The 15,623-nt window shown below is 65.3% G+C and carries 15 protein-coding genes; 7 read left to right on the top strand and 8 right to left on the bottom strand.

Going from position 1 to position 15,623, the window contains the following annotated elements; genetic code table 11:
* The first annotated feature begins 346 nt into the window (after positions 1-346).
* A complete protein-coding gene (locus D7D52_RS16160) occupies positions 347-1,150 on the top strand; it encodes a nucleotidyltransferase domain-containing protein (protein ID WP_120737364.1) in 804 nt (267 codons plus the stop codon).
* A gap of 26 nt (positions 1,151-1,176) precedes the next feature.
* Here D7D52_RS16160 and D7D52_RS16155 read toward each other — a convergent pair whose 3' ends face one another.
* Together D7D52_RS16155 and D7D52_RS16150 are read right to left on the bottom strand one after the other, a co-directional pair.
* Positions 1,177-1,395, bottom strand: a complete 219-nt coding sequence (locus tag D7D52_RS16155) for a cold-shock protein (RefSeq protein WP_120737362.1) — start codon at positions 1,393-1,395, stop codon at positions 1,177-1,179.
* Positions 1,396-1,860: 465 nt separating this feature from the next.
* On the bottom strand, positions 1,861-3,906 hold the full coding sequence (locus tag D7D52_RS16150) for an ATP-binding protein (protein ID WP_120737360.1): 2,046 nt from the start codon (positions 3,904-3,906) through the stop codon (positions 1,861-1,863).
* A 360-nt stretch (positions 3,907-4,266) separates the two neighbouring features.
* Between D7D52_RS16150 and D7D52_RS16145 the strand changes: the two genes are divergently transcribed.
* Entirely contained in the window at positions 4,267-5,385 is a 1,119-nt protein-coding gene (locus tag D7D52_RS16145; protein WP_162958343.1) for a heparan-alpha-glucosaminide N-acetyltransferase domain-containing protein, read from the top strand.
* Positions 5,386-5,539: 154 nt separating this feature from the next.
* The gene (locus D7D52_RS16140) at positions 5,540-6,541 is read left to right on the top strand and encodes an MBL fold metallo-hydrolase (protein WP_120737356.1); all 1,002 of its coding nucleotides are present in this window, start codon (positions 5,540-5,542) and stop codon (positions 6,539-6,541) included.
* A 24-nt stretch (positions 6,542-6,565) separates the two neighbouring features.
* On the opposite strand, the gene D7D52_RS16135 is transcribed toward D7D52_RS16140, so the two are convergent.
* Complete coding sequence (locus D7D52_RS16135) at positions 6,566-7,015, bottom strand: winged helix-turn-helix transcriptional regulator (RefSeq protein ID WP_120737354.1); 450 nt, start codon at positions 7,013-7,015, stop codon at positions 6,566-6,568.
* An 82-nt stretch (positions 7,016-7,097) separates the two neighbouring features.
* Between D7D52_RS16135 and D7D52_RS16130 the strand changes: the two genes are divergently transcribed.
* Positions 7,098-7,778 (top strand): nitroreductase, encoded by a 681-nt coding sequence (locus tag D7D52_RS16130; RefSeq protein ID WP_120737351.1) that lies wholly within the window; start codon positions 7,098-7,100, stop codon positions 7,776-7,778.
* On the opposite strand, the gene D7D52_RS16125 is transcribed toward D7D52_RS16130, so the two are convergent.
* Both D7D52_RS16125 and D7D52_RS16120 read right to left on the bottom strand, forming a co-directional pair.
* A complete protein-coding gene (locus D7D52_RS16125) occupies positions 7,779-8,276 on the bottom strand; it encodes a GNAT family N-acetyltransferase (RefSeq protein WP_120737349.1) in 498 nt (165 codons plus the stop codon).
* 5 nt (positions 8,277-8,281) lie between these two features.
* Positions 8,282-10,348: a neutral/alkaline ceramidase gene (locus D7D52_RS16120; RefSeq protein ID WP_120737347.1), complete on the bottom strand. Its 2,067-nt coding sequence runs from the start codon at positions 10,346-10,348 to the stop codon at positions 8,282-8,284.
* A 384-nt stretch (positions 10,349-10,732) separates the two neighbouring features.
* On the opposite strand from D7D52_RS16120, the gene D7D52_RS16115 reads away from it, so the two are divergent.
* Positions 10,733-11,557: a DUF559 domain-containing protein gene (locus tag D7D52_RS16115; RefSeq protein WP_120737345.1), complete on the top strand. Its 825-nt coding sequence runs from the start codon at positions 10,733-10,735 to the stop codon at positions 11,555-11,557.
* 87 nt (positions 11,558-11,644) lie between these two features.
* Here the strand turns inward: D7D52_RS16115 and D7D52_RS16110 are convergent, their stop codons facing one another.
* The 3 genes from D7D52_RS16110 to D7D52_RS16100 are packed head-to-tail and all read right to left on the bottom strand — an operon-like array spanning position 11,645 to position 13,588.
* On the bottom strand, positions 11,645-12,520 hold the full coding sequence (locus D7D52_RS16110; RefSeq protein WP_120737343.1) for an alpha/beta fold hydrolase: 876 nt from the start codon (positions 12,518-12,520) through the stop codon (positions 11,645-11,647).
* Complete coding sequence (locus D7D52_RS16105; protein WP_120737341.1) at positions 12,510-12,713, bottom strand: DUF397 domain-containing protein; 204 nt, start codon at positions 12,711-12,713, stop codon at positions 12,510-12,512. The genes D7D52_RS16110 and D7D52_RS16105 overlap by 11 nt, the downstream gene beginning before the upstream one ends.
* On the bottom strand, positions 12,710-13,588 hold the full coding sequence (locus D7D52_RS16100; RefSeq protein WP_281279200.1) for a helix-turn-helix domain-containing protein: 879 nt from the start codon (positions 13,586-13,588) through the stop codon (positions 12,710-12,712). The genes D7D52_RS16105 and D7D52_RS16100 overlap by 4 nt, the downstream gene beginning before the upstream one ends.
* A gap of 173 nt (positions 13,589-13,761) precedes the next feature.
* On the opposite strand from D7D52_RS16100, the gene D7D52_RS16095 reads away from it, so the two are divergent.
* Both D7D52_RS16095 and D7D52_RS16090 read left to right on the top strand, forming a co-directional pair.
* Positions 13,762-14,010 carry a hypothetical protein gene (locus tag D7D52_RS16095; RefSeq protein WP_120737339.1) on the top strand — a complete coding sequence of 83 codons (249 nt, stop codon included), beginning with the start codon at positions 13,762-13,764 and terminating at the stop codon, positions 14,008-14,010.
* A 204-nt stretch (positions 14,011-14,214) separates the two neighbouring features.
* Positions 14,215-15,153, top strand: a complete 939-nt coding sequence (locus tag D7D52_RS16090) for an HNH endonuclease signature motif containing protein (protein ID WP_120737337.1) — start codon at positions 14,215-14,217, stop codon at positions 15,151-15,153.
* Positions 15,154-15,623: the final 470 nt, after the last annotated feature.

Below are 15,623 nucleotides of genomic sequence, written 5' to 3'. Positions count from 1 at the left end.
AACCGGTCCACAGAGTCGACAGCAGACCGTGCAGGGCGGCCGAGCCGGTGTCGAGCAGACCGTTCAGAGCAGCGGAACCGGTGTCGATGATAACGGGGATCATGAAATACCTCTTCTGGTTTTCGAACGAACTTTCTGACATGAAGCGTATCGGGCGGGTTTCGGGCCCTGTTACGGGGATTAACGCGATGTGACCGGGGTCACGTATGTTTGATCTTGTGGTCCTATTCATATCGCTGTCGAATTTCCGCTGTATCACGCATTGATCACGCCCCTATTTCCATGGGCATCGGCCGCCCGAAATCCGTTGGACCAGGGGGATCGTGGGGAACTACCGTCGGCTCCCATGACCCTGCGCTCGATTCCGACTTCCATGGACCCGGCGGTGGTCGCCACGATCGACGGCGAACTGGACCGGATCGTGCGCGAACACCGCGTCGACGTGCTGCTCGCCATCGAGAGCGGCAGTCGCGCCTGGGGTTTCCCCTCCCCCGACTCGGACTATGACTGCCGGTTCGTCTATCTGCGGCCGCTCGACGACTACCTCACCCCGTGGCCGGGCCGGGACGTGATCGAGACGCCGCTGGTCGGTCTCCTGGACGTCAACGGCTGGGACCTGATGAAGGCGTTGCGGCTGCTGGTGAACGGCAATGCGGTGCTGATCGAATGGCTGATGTCGCCCATCGTCTATCGCGGTGACGCGCTGTTCCGGGACGAATTGCGGGCGCTGGCGGACGAAGTCGCCGACCGTGACCGGGTGGCTCGGCACTATCTGCATCTGGGCCGTCGGCAGTGGCAGCTGTTCGACTCGAACAAATCGCTGAAAAAAGTGTTCTATTCGCTGCGTCCAGCAATGGCATTGCGCTGGCTGCACGAGCATCCGAACAAAGCGGTGGCGCCCATGCATTTACCTACTTTGCTAGACGAATGCGAGCTGCCCGGCGACTTCGTAAAGCGTGTCGCCGAATTGACGGAACTGAAGTCACGCACTCGGGAAATGGGCTCCGGCGAAGTCCCCGCACCGATAGCGGAATTCATCTCCGCCGAATTCGAGCGGGCCGCCGGCGAATTCGTGAAGAACGATCCCGCCCAGCGGCAACATGCACAGGCCCTATCAACCGAATTATTCCGCCGCCGCCTGCGCGGCTGAAAGAATCCCCCGAGCATCGCAGGGGCTCAGCGCTGAGCCCCCGCCACCGCCCGAACCTCCACCGCCTCCGGCCCCGGCTTAGTCCACCGCACCTCGAACGCCACCCGCTGCCCCTCCACCAACGACCGAAACCCCTCCCCCAACACCGCGGTGTACTCCACGAACACCTCCTCCCCACCCTCATCAGGAGTCAAAAACCCAAACCCCTTCTCACTGTCGAACCACTTCACCGTGCCATGCACCATGACCAAACCTTCTCGAATATCAGCCAATACCCACGCCCCCGCGCGTGCCGCCTCCATGGTGTCACGCCCCCACCCACCCCACCCGCTCCCCCAACGAACCAATCAAGATCAGGGAGCTCTCACTGCGGCGATCCGGACAAATTTCCACGCTGAGGACTCCCTGATCTTGGTGGGAGGCGGCACGCCATGCTGCGAGTGAGACTCGCGCCGCCAGCCGGAGTGCGCCGGAGCTCCTGCACCCCAACACTTCCGCCGCGCGCCCGCGCACCGCGAGGAGCAAGATCAGGGAGCTCTCATGGTGGCGAAGCGGACATATCTCCGCGCTGAGGACTCCCTGATCTTGATAGGGGTTGGTGCCCGGGCCGCCTGGTCGGCCCGGGCACCGGGGGCCCGCGCCGGGTGCCTGTCGCGGCCGGGGACCGTGCTCGATTCGGTCCGGCGCTGACGGGGTGCGGCGCGGGGGGATCAGCCGGCGCGCATGTTTTCGCCGGGGGGTTCCTCGTCGGAGCCGCGCATGGCGTAGACGCGTTCGAGGAAGTCTCGGTGGGCGCGCAGGGTGGAGTCGAGGAGTTCGCGCCAGGTGCGGCGGTCCACGCGGTGGTCGGAGACCAGGGAGGACAGGGATGCGGGGCCGAGCTTGTCGATGTGGTCGACGACGAAAGTGAGGCGGCGGCGGGGGAATTGGGCGCCGATGCGGGGGTTCTCGTCGAGGAAGTGGTCGAGTTCGTGGAGGTAGTTGACGGCGCGGTTGTACTCCTCGTCGGTGAGGTGGTAGTCCATGCGCTTGATCTCGACGATCCACAGTTCGCCGGAGTCGTGCAGCAGGACGAAGTCGGGTTCGCGTTTCGGGCTGCCGATGGAGCTGGTGGTCAGCGGCGTGCCGAATTTCTGGGCGTACCAACGTTCGAAGCTGGCGCGCACCCGCTTGAGGGATTCGTTCATGCCCAGCGGCGTCCACTCGGGGGCCAGCAGCCAGGGGGCGCTCTCGATGAGCTCCTGGAAGGGGCGTTCCAGCGAGCGGCGATCGTCGATGAGGGTGCGCAGCCGGTCCACGACCGCGACCCGCTCGCTGGCGATCTGGCCCAGCGAGTAGATCTCGGCGACCCGGGCCCGCTCGAACAATGCGACGACCACATCCAATTCGGGATCGCCCTCCTCCTCGGCGATCTCCTTGAGGGTGTCGAGCAGGCTGCGCTGCGGCCCCAGCGACAGCGCCAGCCGCAGCATGTTCTGGATGTGCGCGGGATCGTCGAGGGCGGCACGGTCCTTGTGCGCCACCAGGATTCGCGCGGCATCCAGCACGGAGTCGCGGAACTGCCGGTCGCCGGGTGCGATGGCGTCGAGGGTCTCGTGGATGCGGGAACGCTCCACGAACTCCTCCCACACGCGGCGGCGAATGGATTTCTCACCGAGCCGGCCGATCTCCTTGATGAGCGCCCGGCCCCACTGCGCGAGCGCCTCGCCGCGCGGCGAGGTCCACATGATGTCCTGGCGGTCGGAGCGGACCAGGTCGTCGTCATCGTCGAGCCAGTCGACGTGGATCGCGCCGACCAGGTAGGAGCGCAGTTTGAACTCCCCGGTGAATCCGGAGGAGATGCCGAAATCCCTTGTCTGCGCGACGATCTTGCCGCGCGCGTAGATGCGGACACCAGCCATGGCGTCATCGCGGTACGGCTGTTTCGAATACGCGATCCAGCCCGTCAGGGGCAGGAACTGCCGCCCGAAGCGCACCGGCACCCGGCTGACGTCGATGCGGGTCTCCTCCATCACGTCGATGGGCAGCTGGCTGAGGATGAAGCTCTCCTGGCCGATGGCATTGCGCACCTCGACCCGCCAGTCCGCGCGCTCGATGCCGAAGCGCGCGGCCAGCTGCCGGTTGAGCTCGGTGCCGGTATTCACCCGTTTGCGAAGGAAATTGCGCAGGATGACGGTGGTGCCGCGCCGCGCGGTGAAGGTGCCGTCCAGGTGGCCGGGTCGCGGGTAGTAGTCGCTCTCGACGTCGGAGAGCATATCGCCCAGATCCATCACGAGATGAGACACCCTCCAGCCCAACGCGGTTCGGTCCTCGTCGCGACTGCCCGCCGTGATCACCTCGATGGTGCGGCAGATGCCGAACGCCGCCAGCTTCCCGATTCCCTTGCGCCCCACCACCGGCCGCCGTCGCTCGCGGGACAGATCCGAGCCGGTGCGCACGCGCCGATCCGAGCCCACCATCAGATAGTGCTCGTTGACCTCGTCGGCGGTCATGCCGTGCCCGTTGTCGGACACCACGATCTCGTACGCGGGTTCGTCTGCGCTCCGGACGGTTCCGGCCAGCATCGCTCCCCAGGGCAGCGTGACCTCGACCTCGGTGGCGTCGGCATCGTAGGAGTTGGCGATCAATTCGGCCAGCACCGCCGACACCCGGTCGTAGAGCCGGATGCCGAGCTTGTCGATCGCCAGCCGGCTGATCCGCATCGTGTACTTGTGGTCCTCGCGATCGTGCGCGGCCGCATGCACCTCGTTGTACATGGTGGGCCCCCAATTGCCCTCGGGGCAGCCGTCGTTCAGCTACCTCTGAATACGATGCAACGCTGATTGATTAACGACAGGCTGAACATTTACCCACCGCTTCATCACGGTGTGATTCCAGGATTCACCGACCGATAGCCCACGGCAACGGCAAGGTCTCGGTTACCTCCGCGAGACTGCGTGCGGCAGTTGGCGAGCCGCCTCCGGCGTTCGCCGGACGCCTGGCGCGAAAGGCGGCTTCCGGCGCGCCGCGGCGTGCGGCGACCGGCCGCTGCCGCCCGCCGAGCCAGCGGAGCGGTCCCGTTTCCGGCCACGCTCTTCCTCACGATCGCCTCATGAATGGGCGGGCACGATGCGCGTATGACGACCGCATTCGCCGCTCCCGCGCGGCCGCCCATGACCGCGACCAGGCTGGCCGCCATCGATGCCGCGCGCGGGCTGGCGGTGTTGGGGATGATCACGGCGCATGTCGGTGCGCTGCGGGATCCGGCGTGGACCGATCCGGGGAGTTGGCTTTCGATCGCCTCGGGCCGGTCCTCCATTTTGTTCGCGACCCTTGCCGGTGTCTCGATCGCGCTGCTGAGCGGGCGTCGGCAGCCGCCGGTCGGCTCGGAGCTGGTTCGGGTGCGGTTGCGAATTCTGGTGCGCGCCTTGGCATTGTTCGCGCTCGGTGGCCTGCTGACCATGCTCGGCACCGGAATCCCGGTGATCCTGCAAACCTATGCGCTGTTGTTCGCTTGCTGCCTGCCGTTCCTGACCTGGCCGCCGCGGCGGCTGCTGATCCTGGCCGCGGGCTGGGCGGTGATCGCGCCGCCGGTGACGGTGTGGCTGGCCCAGTGGCTGCCGTCGAGTTGCGATGCGGCGAGCCCCGAGTGTTCCGGCGCACAGGTGACCGATCTGGCGATCACCGGCGCTTATCCGGGCCTGGTGTGGATCACCTTCGCTTTCGTCGGATTGGCCTTGGGCCGTTGCGATCTCGCGGCGCAGGCGGTCCGCGTGCGAATGGTCGCGGCCGGCCTCTCGATGATGGTCGCCGGTTACGGCGGGGCATGGCTGCTGAGCCAGTTCGACACCTCCGAGCCGAGCGAATGGACGCCGTTGCGCACGGCCGAGCCGCATTCGGGCTCGACCTTCGAGATCGTGGGTTCGGTGGGGTTCGCGCTCACGCTGATCGGCGTGCTCTTGCTCACCGCGAACCTGTTGCGGCCCATACTGTTTCCCGTCATCGCCGTCGGAACCCTGCCGTTGACCGTGTATTCGGCGCACTTCGTCGCCATCTGGTTGCTCGGCGAATCGAGCACCGAACCGTCGGGCAACACCCTGCTGATGGTCTTCCTCGCGGTCACGATCGCAGCGTCGACGCTGTGGGTCCTCGTCGTCGGCCGCGGCCCGCTCGAGCGCGGCGTAACCTGGCTGACCACCCGCGCCACCTCCGGACGTGCCGAAACGACTGCGCATGACATAGGTCAGACGGCGTGAGGTGCGGCGATCGCCCAGGCGGGCCACGTGGGCGCCTGGCGATCGGATGCCCCCCGGTCGTGGGACATCGGCGGGATGGCAGCCCAGCACCGTTCCGGGCAGAATGCGGAGGGCGGCCCGGTCCGGCCGCCGGACAGCGAGACAGGGGATCCGGGTGTCCAGCAGCCAAACCGTCACCGCACGTCAGCGCTTCTTCGGCGAGGACGCCGTGGATCCGGTCACCGGGGCGGTGCGGGCGGATCAGGTGCTGGTGTCCTGGTTCGGGTGCGCCAGTTTCGCGGTGGCCATGGGCGGGGTGGTGTTCCTGCTGGACGCGTGGGTGCCGCGCGGGGCAACCTCCGGGTACGTGCCGACCACGCCCGCGGAGGTCGCGGCATTGGCTCCGAGCGCGATCTTCATCGGCCACGGGCATTTCGACCATGCCGCCGATGCGGGCGTGATCGCCCGGGACAGTGGCGCGGTGGTGCACGGGACCGCCGAGCATTGCGCGACGGTGCGCAAGCAGGTGCCCGGCGTCGAATTGTCGTGCAAGGAAATGGGTTCCAGCGCTTCCGTGCCGGGCGAGCGGCACGACTTCACGCTGACACCGGAGATCTCGGTGACCGCAGTCCGCCACATCCACTCGGCGCGCACACCGCGGCACGAGGGCCCGGACGCCTCGACCCCGGTGCGTCCGCGGCCGTGCCTGTGCGACATCCGCACCTACCCACCGAGTTTGGGCGACGCCGGTCATCTGGCGCGCAACCTGCTCGCGCCGGAGGGCGGCGTGCTGCTCTATCAGTTCCGGATCGGCGACTTCGTGCTGACCTGGCACGATTCCGCCGGGCCACTGCTGGACAAGGCCCCGTCGGTCGTGGAGGTGTTGCGTGGACTGCCGGCTTCCGACGTGCATATCGGGGCGGTGCAGGGCTTCAATCAGTTCACCAACGGCCTGCGCGACCCGCGCACATATGTGGAGGCGCTGCGGCCGAAGGTGTTCGTGCCCAACCATCACGACAATTGGCTGCCGGTGATGACTGCGCGCGGTGAGGCGTTCCGCACGCCGGTGCATGACGAGTTGGCGCGGATTCCCGAGGCGGAGCGGCCGGAGATTCGGATGCTGCTGGACCGCGACGACTATCTGGCTCCCGGCAGACTGACATTCGATCTCACCTGATCCGCTCCCGACTACGGAAGCGTGTCATACCGTCATGCCGGGCCCGACTTCGGGAACCACATCGCGGGCGGTGAGTTCCTTTCCGCACGAATCACATTCGAGATGCACGTGCGCCTCCCCCGGGCAGTCCCGATGCCGGTAGTACACCGGCGGGCCGTCCGGGGCCATATGGGTGTCGCCCCAATCCCGGAAAGCCATGAGGATCGGGTACACGTCGTGCCCCTTGGCGGTGAGCCGGTACTCCTCGTAGGCGCCGGTGTCGGCCGGCTGCTTGGCCAGGATCTCGTGCTCGACCAGCCGGTCGAGCCGATCCTGCAATCGCCCCTTGGAGATGCCGAGATACGCCTGGAAGCCGTTGAACCGGCGCACCCCGGAGAACGCCGCCTTCAGGATCAGTAGCGTCCATCGGTCGCCGAAGACCACCAGCGCCCGCGTGATCGAGCACGGCTCCTCGGAAAGTTCCTCGTACCGCATCTTCCGATCCTACCCATCTGGTCCTAATATGAGACCACATCGGTACCGGTCTCGAAATGGGACCACTTTCGGAAGGTGACTCATGTCCGACCGCTACTCCGTCCTGGATTCGCTGCTGGCCGACCGCCACACCTGCCGGGCTTTCCGCCCCGAGCCGGTCCCGCGCGCCGACATCGAGGCGATCCTGCGCACGGCCCAGCGCACCCCGTCGTGGTGCAATACGCAGCCGTGGCAGCTGGTCATCACCGAGGATCCGGCCGCCACCGACCGGTTCCGCAAGGCATTGCTGGAGCATGCCGCCGGCGCGGCGATCACGACGGACATCCCGTTCCCCGCCGCCTACGAGGGCGTATACCGCGATCGCCGGCGCGAGTGCGGTGGGGCGCTGTACTCGGCCGTGGGTGTCGCGCGCGGCGACCACGCCGGCTCGATGCGTCAAATGCTGCGCAACTACGAGCTTTTCGATGCCCCGCACGTCGCGATCCTGACCACGGAGGCCGACCTCGGGACGTACGGCGCGGTCGACTGCGGGCTGTATCTGACGTCGTTCCTGCTGGCGGCGCAGAGCCTGGGCGTCGCAACCGCGCCGCAGGCCGCACTGGCCACCTACTCGCCGTTCCTGCGCGAGTACTTCGATCTGCCCGCGAATCGCCAAGTGCTGGCCGGAGTGTCGTTCGGATATGCGGATACCGAGCACGCCGCCAACAGTTTCCGGACTACCCGCGCGGACCTCGACCAGGTGGTCACCTGGCACAGCGCGTGATCAGCGCAAGCGGAGAACCATTGTGACGCTGGCGGTTCCGGCCAAGTTGACCTGGCCGGAACCAGGCACATCGACATAACCCAAGCGCTGATAGAGCCGGCGAGCCGGGTTCTCCAACCGCACACTCAAACTGATGGCGTCGTACTTCTCGCGCGCGGTGTCGTGCAGCGCGGACATCAGGGCGGTGCCCAGCCCGGTGCCGCGGCCCTCCGGCGCGACACCGATCGCCAACTCCGGGGTGTCGGCGTCCACGTAACCGTATGCCGGATCGTCGGGACCGAACAATCGCAGCCACGCCGCGCCCAGCGGAACACCGTCGAATCCGCCGACCACGCCGAGATCGCCTGCGGCGCCCCAGCCTTCGACGTAGTGGGCCAGCTTGGGCGTGCCGCGGAGGTGATCCGGCGAGTCGATCCCGTTCTCGCGGGCGTAGGACGCCTCGTAGAGCATGGCCCAGAGGAGCTTCTCGTCGGTCGGTTCGGCGGGTCTGACGAACATGGGGTTCAGCCGATCACGAATTCCGCCGAGGTGCCAGTGAATTCGGCGAGGGCGCCGCCGGTGTCCCGGCTGTTGCCGGTGTAGACGATGCGGTATCGGCCCGAGGTCCCGTCCGGGATCGCCCACTGGATGCGAACGGTGGAGGCGGCGGGCTGTCCGTCCGGGCGGAACCAGTGCAGTTCGGTGCACCAGTCGTTGTCGTCGTGGACGCGCCGCCAGTCGGCGCCGGCGGCCTGCTGAACCTCGAAGTAGGTGCCGTCGAGACGGAAGTCGTTGTTGGGATGCGCACCGACGAAATCGACCGAAACCGTTTGTCCCGCCGCGTAGTTGGGGTCCGGTTGCGCGATCACATCACCGAAGGAGCGACCGGCGTGCGGCACGTCCGCCGGCACCGCGGGCAGCAGATTGGGCTGGAGCCCGAAGCTCCAGTCCAGTGGCGCAGGACCCCGGCCGAGATCGACTCGTGCCGCCAAAGCCTTTGCGAGCCGGTCGAATTCCTGCATATGCGCCGACAGCGTCCACCGCCCGTAGAGCGTCTCACCGCCCTCGTACTGCTGGACCGCGTACTCCTCCGGCGTGGTGACGTAGCCGTTGTAACCGTTGGAGTAACCCTGCGCGAGCACATTCTCGATGGGAATGTTCAACGCCCGCGCCACGATCCGCCGAATCCGCAACCCCGACACCACCGTGTACTCCGACGGCCCCGACGCCAGCACCAGATCCCCGATCCGCATCAACTGCAACGGCACGATCTGCGGCACCCACGGCCGCGGCGGCAACACCCCCAGCGGCGCAAGAATCAGCTTGGGCGCCTGTACATCCCGCATCCAGTCCTCGATCGGCGAGTTGAGCCCGCCGAGCGCGGCGACCATCGGATTGGCGTCGCCTTCTTGCAGAAACGACAGCTGCGAATTCCAGTTGTCCTCGGTACTGGTCGCCATCGCCGCCGCCCCCATCATGGCCGGCGAGGTCCGCGCGGGTTTGCCGTCCGGCGTGTACTCACCGTCGATGGCGATATCGGCGAGGTCGATGTAGTGCACCACCGAGTCGACACCGGCACTGTTCATCGGCACCGCGGCGTCGAACGCCTTTCGCCCCGCCTGATATTGGCGCTCGCCGATGATCGCGCAATTGGCACGATTGTCCTCGGTGGGCCCCGACGGATGCATCGGCCGAACCCAGAGATTGGGCGTCATATCCCCCGGATTGGTCTGCGGGAACGCGGCCACGAACGACGGCGGCCCATCGAGGTGACGCACCCCCATCTCGTCGTGCTCCCACCGGTAACTGGCATACCCCTTGTTGTCCCCCGAGATGAGCGTGTTCCGATCGGTCAGCGAGGTGCCATGCGTCGCGAACCACGTGATCGCCCCAACATCCCTGCCGCCCTGCCGAAACCGCAACACGGTGATTTTCGGATCGATGGCGTCGGGAAACTCCTGCTTGTCGGCATCCGGATTGGCCTCGAACGCCACCCGCGACCGGTTCGCGCTGGCATCATGCAACTCGCCGTGCCCAAGCATGATCGACCCGGGCTTGATGTTCTCGTGCGCGTTGACGATCGCTCTGACGATCCCGTTCACTTCCGAGTCATGCGAGTTCTGCTGAAACCCCATCGCCGCAAGGGAATACGCGTACTCGCGGGCGGTCCCACCACAAGAGTTGTGATTGTGCGTCGCATTGAGATTGACGTTCCGCTCGGTGTACAGCCCCCCGAACCGCTGCTGCAACTGCTGCATCACCACAAGGTGCACCGACTGAAACAAACAAGCATTGTCCGTATTCACGAACGCAACCCGATCCCCTGTCGCCTGATCCACCACGATGTAAGCCCGCGCGTAGCACCGCGTCAGAAGCCCGGTAGTGACCTGATCAGCCTCGGAGTACCCCATCATCCCCTGCCCCGCAGGCGCCCCGGTGATATCCGCGATCCCCACCCCAACGAGATAATCCTGCCCTGCGGCCCGATGCCTGATCGGTTGCGCCCCAACCACACTCGCGCCAACCACCGCACCGGCCCCCACGCCACCAACAGCAGCACCAACCAGCACAGCCCGCCGGGACAGACTCATCGCACCCTCACTTATTGAACCTGTTCCATTTCAGGTTTCCCGAAGACTAGTCGGTCACTTGACCAATTTCTAGGCATCCACTCCGGCCGAGCCCTACCACCCTAACGCCGACCGCCTGATCAGCAACGCGGCACACGCCGATCACCCCACTTCAACGGGCGTTTCCGTGCCCGCAGCAACCCGATGCGCCAGCGAGCCCTCGGCGAAGAGTTTGCACCGCCGAAACGTCCGTGACTCCCTACACCAGCTCGATCGATGGCCCTGAACCATTGCAGCCAGGCGCGGCAGCACCGAATTTCCACAGCCCCTGCATCCATCCACAGCCTCGACATATCCGCAGTTCGCTAACTCGGTGATGCCAGCCCGCGGTGACACCCTTGTCCGATGATTCGCACGCGTGGAGAACTTCTCGCGGAAGGCATCCCCGCCAGCACGATCAACTACCGCTGCCGCAGCGGAACCTACATCCGACTGCTCCCGGGAACGATCTGCCTCGGCCCGCCGACAGGTCTCGACCGGTGCCACGCCGTCGTCGCCTGGCAACCCTCCGCCGTCCTCAGCCACCGCACGGCCGCGTGGCTGCATGGCTTCCTCCCTGAGGAGCCGGTCTGCGTGGAGGCGACCATCCCGAAATCCGCCGCCCGTGCCACCCCGCCGTGGCTGCACCTCCATCGCCGGCAACTCCGCCCCGACTGGATCGACGAACGCTACGACCTGCCGGTCACCACAGCAGTGTTGACCGTATTCGACTGCGCATCAGCGCTTCTCGAGCGAGAAGCCGACGAAATGATCGATCTCCACGTCGGCAAGCACGTCTCAGGCCAAGCACTCCTCGAGCTCTGCGGCTCCGGGCTGCACGGGTCGAACACTGTCCGCCGGCAACTCCGCGAAGCGGCAACCCACGCCGCCTCCGAACCAGAACGGCTCTTCGCCCGAGCCCTGGCCCGCCGAGGCGTCCACCTGCTCCCCAACCACCCGGTGGGTCCTTTTGTGTGCGACTTCGTCGACGAGCGCTCCCGCACCATCATCGAAATCGACGGCCGTGAGTTCCACAGCGACTCCAGCACATTCCGCCGAGACCGCCGCCGCCAGAACGCCCTCCTCCTCGGCGGGTACCTGGTCCTGCGCTACGCAGCCGCCGACATCTACCAATCACTCGATCAATGCGCTGACGAGGCGGCGGCGGTGATCAGGGAGCGCAGACGCTGAAGTTGGCCCTACCTCTCACTTTCCCACCCATCAAAGGCCTTTCGACCCCCAAACCACCCGTTTGTGAGAGCCAGAGCCAACCCACCCCTACCTGGTCTCCGCATCCAACGCAATCAACCTCTCCCGCACCAACTCCGGCCGCTCATCCACAATGAAATGCCCACACCCCTCCACCAGCTCGAGCGTGTAATCATCCGCCCGAGCCGTCTCCGCCGCCGCCAACGAATAGTGCACCGCCGCATCATCTTTCCCGAACAACGCCCTGACCGGCACCGTCGCCGGCCGAACTTCCGGCCTCCGCACCGATCCAGGAATCTCCTTCAACAAGAACGTCCGATACGTATCGGTAGCCGCCCGAGCCACCCCCGGATCCCTGAACCGCTCGGAGAAGATCCGTATGGTCTCCCGATCCATCCCGCCCCCGGAAGTACCCGACCGAAACAACCACTCCAAGAACCGAGTCCGCCGCTGCAAAGGCACCCCCAAACTCGCCATGAGCGGCTGATACGCCAACAACCGCCACCCCTGCCGCACCACATCCCTCTTCGCCGCCCACGGATGCGCCATATTCAACACAAGAAACCCGCCGAACCTCCGCGGCTCCCGAAGCACCATCCGATACCCCACAAACCCACCCCAGTCATGCCCCACCAGAAGCACGTCCTCATCGAGCCCCATCTCATCCATCAACGCCAGCACATCCGAAGCGACGTCATCCTTACCCCACCGATGCGGCGCAACCCCCGACCACCCATACCCCGGCAGATCCGGCGCAATAACCCGAAGCCCCCCAGGCGGATCCCCCAGCAAGTCCCGATACACATAGTGATGCTGCGGCCACCCATGCAACGCCAGAACCGGCCGGCCCTCCCCCGCCTCAGTCACGTGAAACCGAACACCCCGAGCCGCGACGTAGCTCCGCCGCACATGCGGAATAGTGGGAGCTTCCTGGTCAGCAGTCATACTTGCCGCCGACGACGCCGCCGATGAATGTCTCCCACTCGCGGGCGCTGAAGATCAAGGCCGAACCGACAGCATCCTTGGAGTCGCGAACTCCGACCAAACTTCCTGGTAGGAAGGCTGTCTCGACGCAGTCGGCTTTGTCACCGCTGTAACTGCTCTTGAACCAAGTGGCGCCGGATAGATCATCGGTCACGCTGAAAACTCCTTCGCTACATGCCGCAGCAGACTGCGACTGACCGACTCGTCCAGTGCGGCACCCCGGAGACTGTCGAGGACTCGGAAGTAGCGCCGAACATCGCCGTCTTTCTCAAGGTACATGCAACCGATGAAGGTCTCGAGGTATACGACAGGAGGCCATACGTGTTCCCTTCCGCCGTCATCGAACTCCAGAATGGCGAACTGCCCCACCGGATCTCCGACCGGCGCCCCGGCCTTGAACGGCAGCACTCGGACGGAGACATTCGGCATCTTGCCGATCTCCGCAAGATGCCGCAGCTGCGCACCCATGACAACCGGGTCACCGACGTTGCAATGCAACGCCGCCTCATGGAGCACGACCTCGAGCTGCAACGGCTCGTATCTCCGAGACAGCTTCGCCTGCCGCCGCATCCGCAATTCGAGGCGGCGTTCATGATCCGCGGCCGACTCATCGGGTTTGACTGCTCGGATAAGTGCGCGCGCATACTCAGGGATCTGAAGTAGCCCGGGAACCAGCGCGGGCTGATACGTGATCAACCGCCGAGCTGCGGTCTCGAGCCCCACATAGACATCGAAGTTCGCCGGTATCAAGCTGTCGTACTCATGCCACCAACTCTGCTCACCGGCCTGCTTGAGCAGCCCGACCATTGCGTCCGTAGTTTCCTGTGGCATCTCGAGCACTTCGCAAACCGCCCGCAGATCCCGAACTTTCAACCGCGTGTGTATCCCACTCTCCAGCCGCTGCAACACCGAAGTACTGACATCCGCCGCCTTGGCCACCCGATCCTGCGACATTCCCAGCGCGCTCCGCGCCTCCCGCAAGTACCGCCCCAGCTGCCGCCTGGGCAAAGTCGAGCCAGTCTCCGACACGTCGCACTCCCCTCATCGACAGGCACCCGTACTGGGTGGTTTGAACACCCGAGCCGCGACCAGCCCAGGCACTTCAGGCCGATACATATCGGTTTCCCCACTTCACAGTAACCACCACCACCCTCGCATGATGCACTTTCGGCATAACAGAATTCGATGCGAAGGAGCCAAAGATGTTCGACCAACTCACCATCGGAGCCTGGGTAATCACCACCGCCGACTGCCCAGTCCGCTTCGTCCCCAACCCCCAAGACCACCGAGTCACCCTCATCCTCGGCGACACCCACCGCGAGTTCGAGATCTGTTTGGATACGGCCACTCTCGCCGCAATCCTCCGGCACGGTGCCGACGCCCTCGCGGCGATCTCAGCGAACCCCGCCGCCGCGATGACACCTTCGGAGCCACAATCGAAGCCGTCGTGATCCGAGGCCCCGGCGGGCCCACCGATATCCGCATTCTCGTCGACGGTCGGCCGACGAGCTGTGGGCTGGCTCGACTCAATCTGACGCACCCGCGTTTCCCGCCGTGGGATAACACGGCATACTGGACGATCGAGATACACAGCCGGACAAACGAATCCGGCCGTATCTCCAGATACGATCTCCAGGGGAACGGCTCTAAGAGTAATGCTCGAGAAACAGGCTGCTGGACGGGCTTGGCTGGTCCTGGTCAAATCCGACTACCGACGGCTCAGCAGCGGCGATCTTTACGATGACGAGGCGTCGACGCACTACAGCTGGGACTCCCGAGTGCCCAACTTTCGGCAGGTCAAGCCCGGTGACATCATCGCGGTCTGGGACGAGCGGGAGTTGATCGGCGCCTCAGTGATCGAATCGATTGCCGAAGGGGTAGGCAATCGCCCGCTCGCGCGATGCCCCCGATGCCGCAAGACGAACATCGAACGCCGAACGACCTTGACCCCCACATTCCGCTGCTACGAGTGCAAGGCGACCTTCGACGAACCCGAACTCGAAGACGCCCAAGTCAGAACCTTCCGCTCCACCCATAGCCAAGGTTGGGTCGATCTAACCGGCACCCTCAGTGGGACCGAGCTCCGCGCCTTATGCGTTAAACCCAGGTCCCAGAACAGTATTCGCGAGATCCACTGGGACGAGTTCGAGAGAGCCGTGCGCGCCAGCGCGGTCGGCGATCCCTTGCTACCCGTGGCGACGACAGCCGCACAGATCCGCGGCGGACACCTACTCCGACCTGTCCGTGTCCGCCTGGGGCAGGCTGGATTTCGCGCTGAACTGCTTCGCCGTTTCGGCGACAACTGCGCATTCTCCGGTCCACTGCCCAGGCCAGCACTCGAAGCGTGTCATCTGTACAGCTACGCCGAGGTCGGCCATCACGATCCACACGGCGGAATCCTGCTACGCCGCGACCTCCACAGCCTGTTCGACCGCGGCCTCATCGCGGTCGACAGCGGCATCATCGACGTAGCCGAACAGATTCGGACCTACCCGCTGTACAAGCAGCTCCATCGGCGACCTTTCGGCATCGATCCAACACCGAAGCAGCGCAGTTGGCTCCAAATGCACTGGAACGAATTCCGGTCCGCCTGAGACCGTGTCTCACGTCGTAGCTTTCACGAGCTTTTTGTAGCAGATCAATGCCGCTGCGAGGGTGAGGAATCCGAGGAAATGGGTGGCTTTGCGGTCGTAGCGGATGGTGAGCCGGTGATAGCCGGTCGAGCGCGGCCACCGCCAATTCAGTTGTGTCCCACACAAACACAACCTGATCATGCGGTGGCCGCCCCACTTCCGGCGCCCCCGACCAGCAGCATCATCGATCACGAAGTCCGGCTGGAGTACTAGCCTCCTGGAGGACATCAGGAGAATGACTTCAGAGGTTAAGTCCGGGCTCACGGAGATTAAAGCCGGACTGACGGCGATACAAGGAACATTTGACGAGCACACCGGAATGCTTGAGGAAATACTCAACCGCCTACCAGTACGTGAATAGGCCCCCAGGGGGCTACCCCTCCCCCTACCCGATTGGCCTCCCCTCAGGCATACCGGCCAGTCTCCCCCCG

Source organism: Nocardia yunnanensis (assembly GCF_003626895.1).
Classification (GTDB): domain Bacteria; phylum Actinomycetota; class Actinomycetes; order Mycobacteriales; family Mycobacteriaceae; genus Nocardia; species Nocardia yunnanensis.
This window is presented reverse-complemented; position numbering and strand designations above follow the sequence as displayed.

Coding starts and splice junctions, on each gene's coding strand:
- D7D52_RS16160 (WP_120737364.1), top strand. CDS start 347: ATGACCCTGCGCTCGATTCCGACTTCCATGGACCCGGCGGTGGTCGCC.
- D7D52_RS16155 (WP_120737362.1), bottom strand. CDS start 1,395: ATGGTGCATGGCACGGTGAAGTGGTTCGACAGTGAGAAGGGGTTTGGG.
- D7D52_RS16150 (WP_120737360.1), bottom strand. CDS start 3,906: ATGTACAACGAGGTGCATGCGGCCGCGCACGATCGCGAGGACCACAAG.
- D7D52_RS16145 (WP_162958343.1), top strand. CDS start 4,267: ATGACGACCGCATTCGCCGCTCCCGCGCGGCCGCCCATGACCGCGACC.
- D7D52_RS16135 (WP_120737354.1), bottom strand. CDS start 7,015: ATGCGGTACGAGGAACTTTCCGAGGAGCCGTGCTCGATCACGCGGGCG.
- D7D52_RS16130 (WP_120737351.1), top strand. CDS start 7,098: ATGTCCGACCGCTACTCCGTCCTGGATTCGCTGCTGGCCGACCGCCAC.
- D7D52_RS16125 (WP_120737349.1), bottom strand. CDS start 8,276: ATGTTCGTCAGACCCGCCGAACCGACCGACGAGAAGCTCCTCTGGGCC.
- D7D52_RS16120 (WP_120737347.1), bottom strand. CDS start 10,348: ATGAGTCTGTCCCGGCGGGCTGTGCTGGTTGGTGCTGCTGTTGGTGGC.
- D7D52_RS16115 (WP_120737345.1), top strand. CDS start 10,733: ATGATTCGCACGCGTGGAGAACTTCTCGCGGAAGGCATCCCCGCCAGC.
- D7D52_RS16110 (WP_120737343.1), bottom strand. CDS start 12,520: ATGACTGCTGACCAGGAAGCTCCCACTATTCCGCATGTGCGGCGGAGC.
- D7D52_RS16095 (WP_120737339.1), top strand. CDS start 13,762: ATGTTCGACCAACTCACCATCGGAGCCTGGGTAATCACCACCGCCGAC.
- D7D52_RS16090 (WP_120737337.1), top strand. CDS start 14,215: ATGCTCGAGAAACAGGCTGCTGGACGGGCTTGGCTGGTCCTGGTCAAA.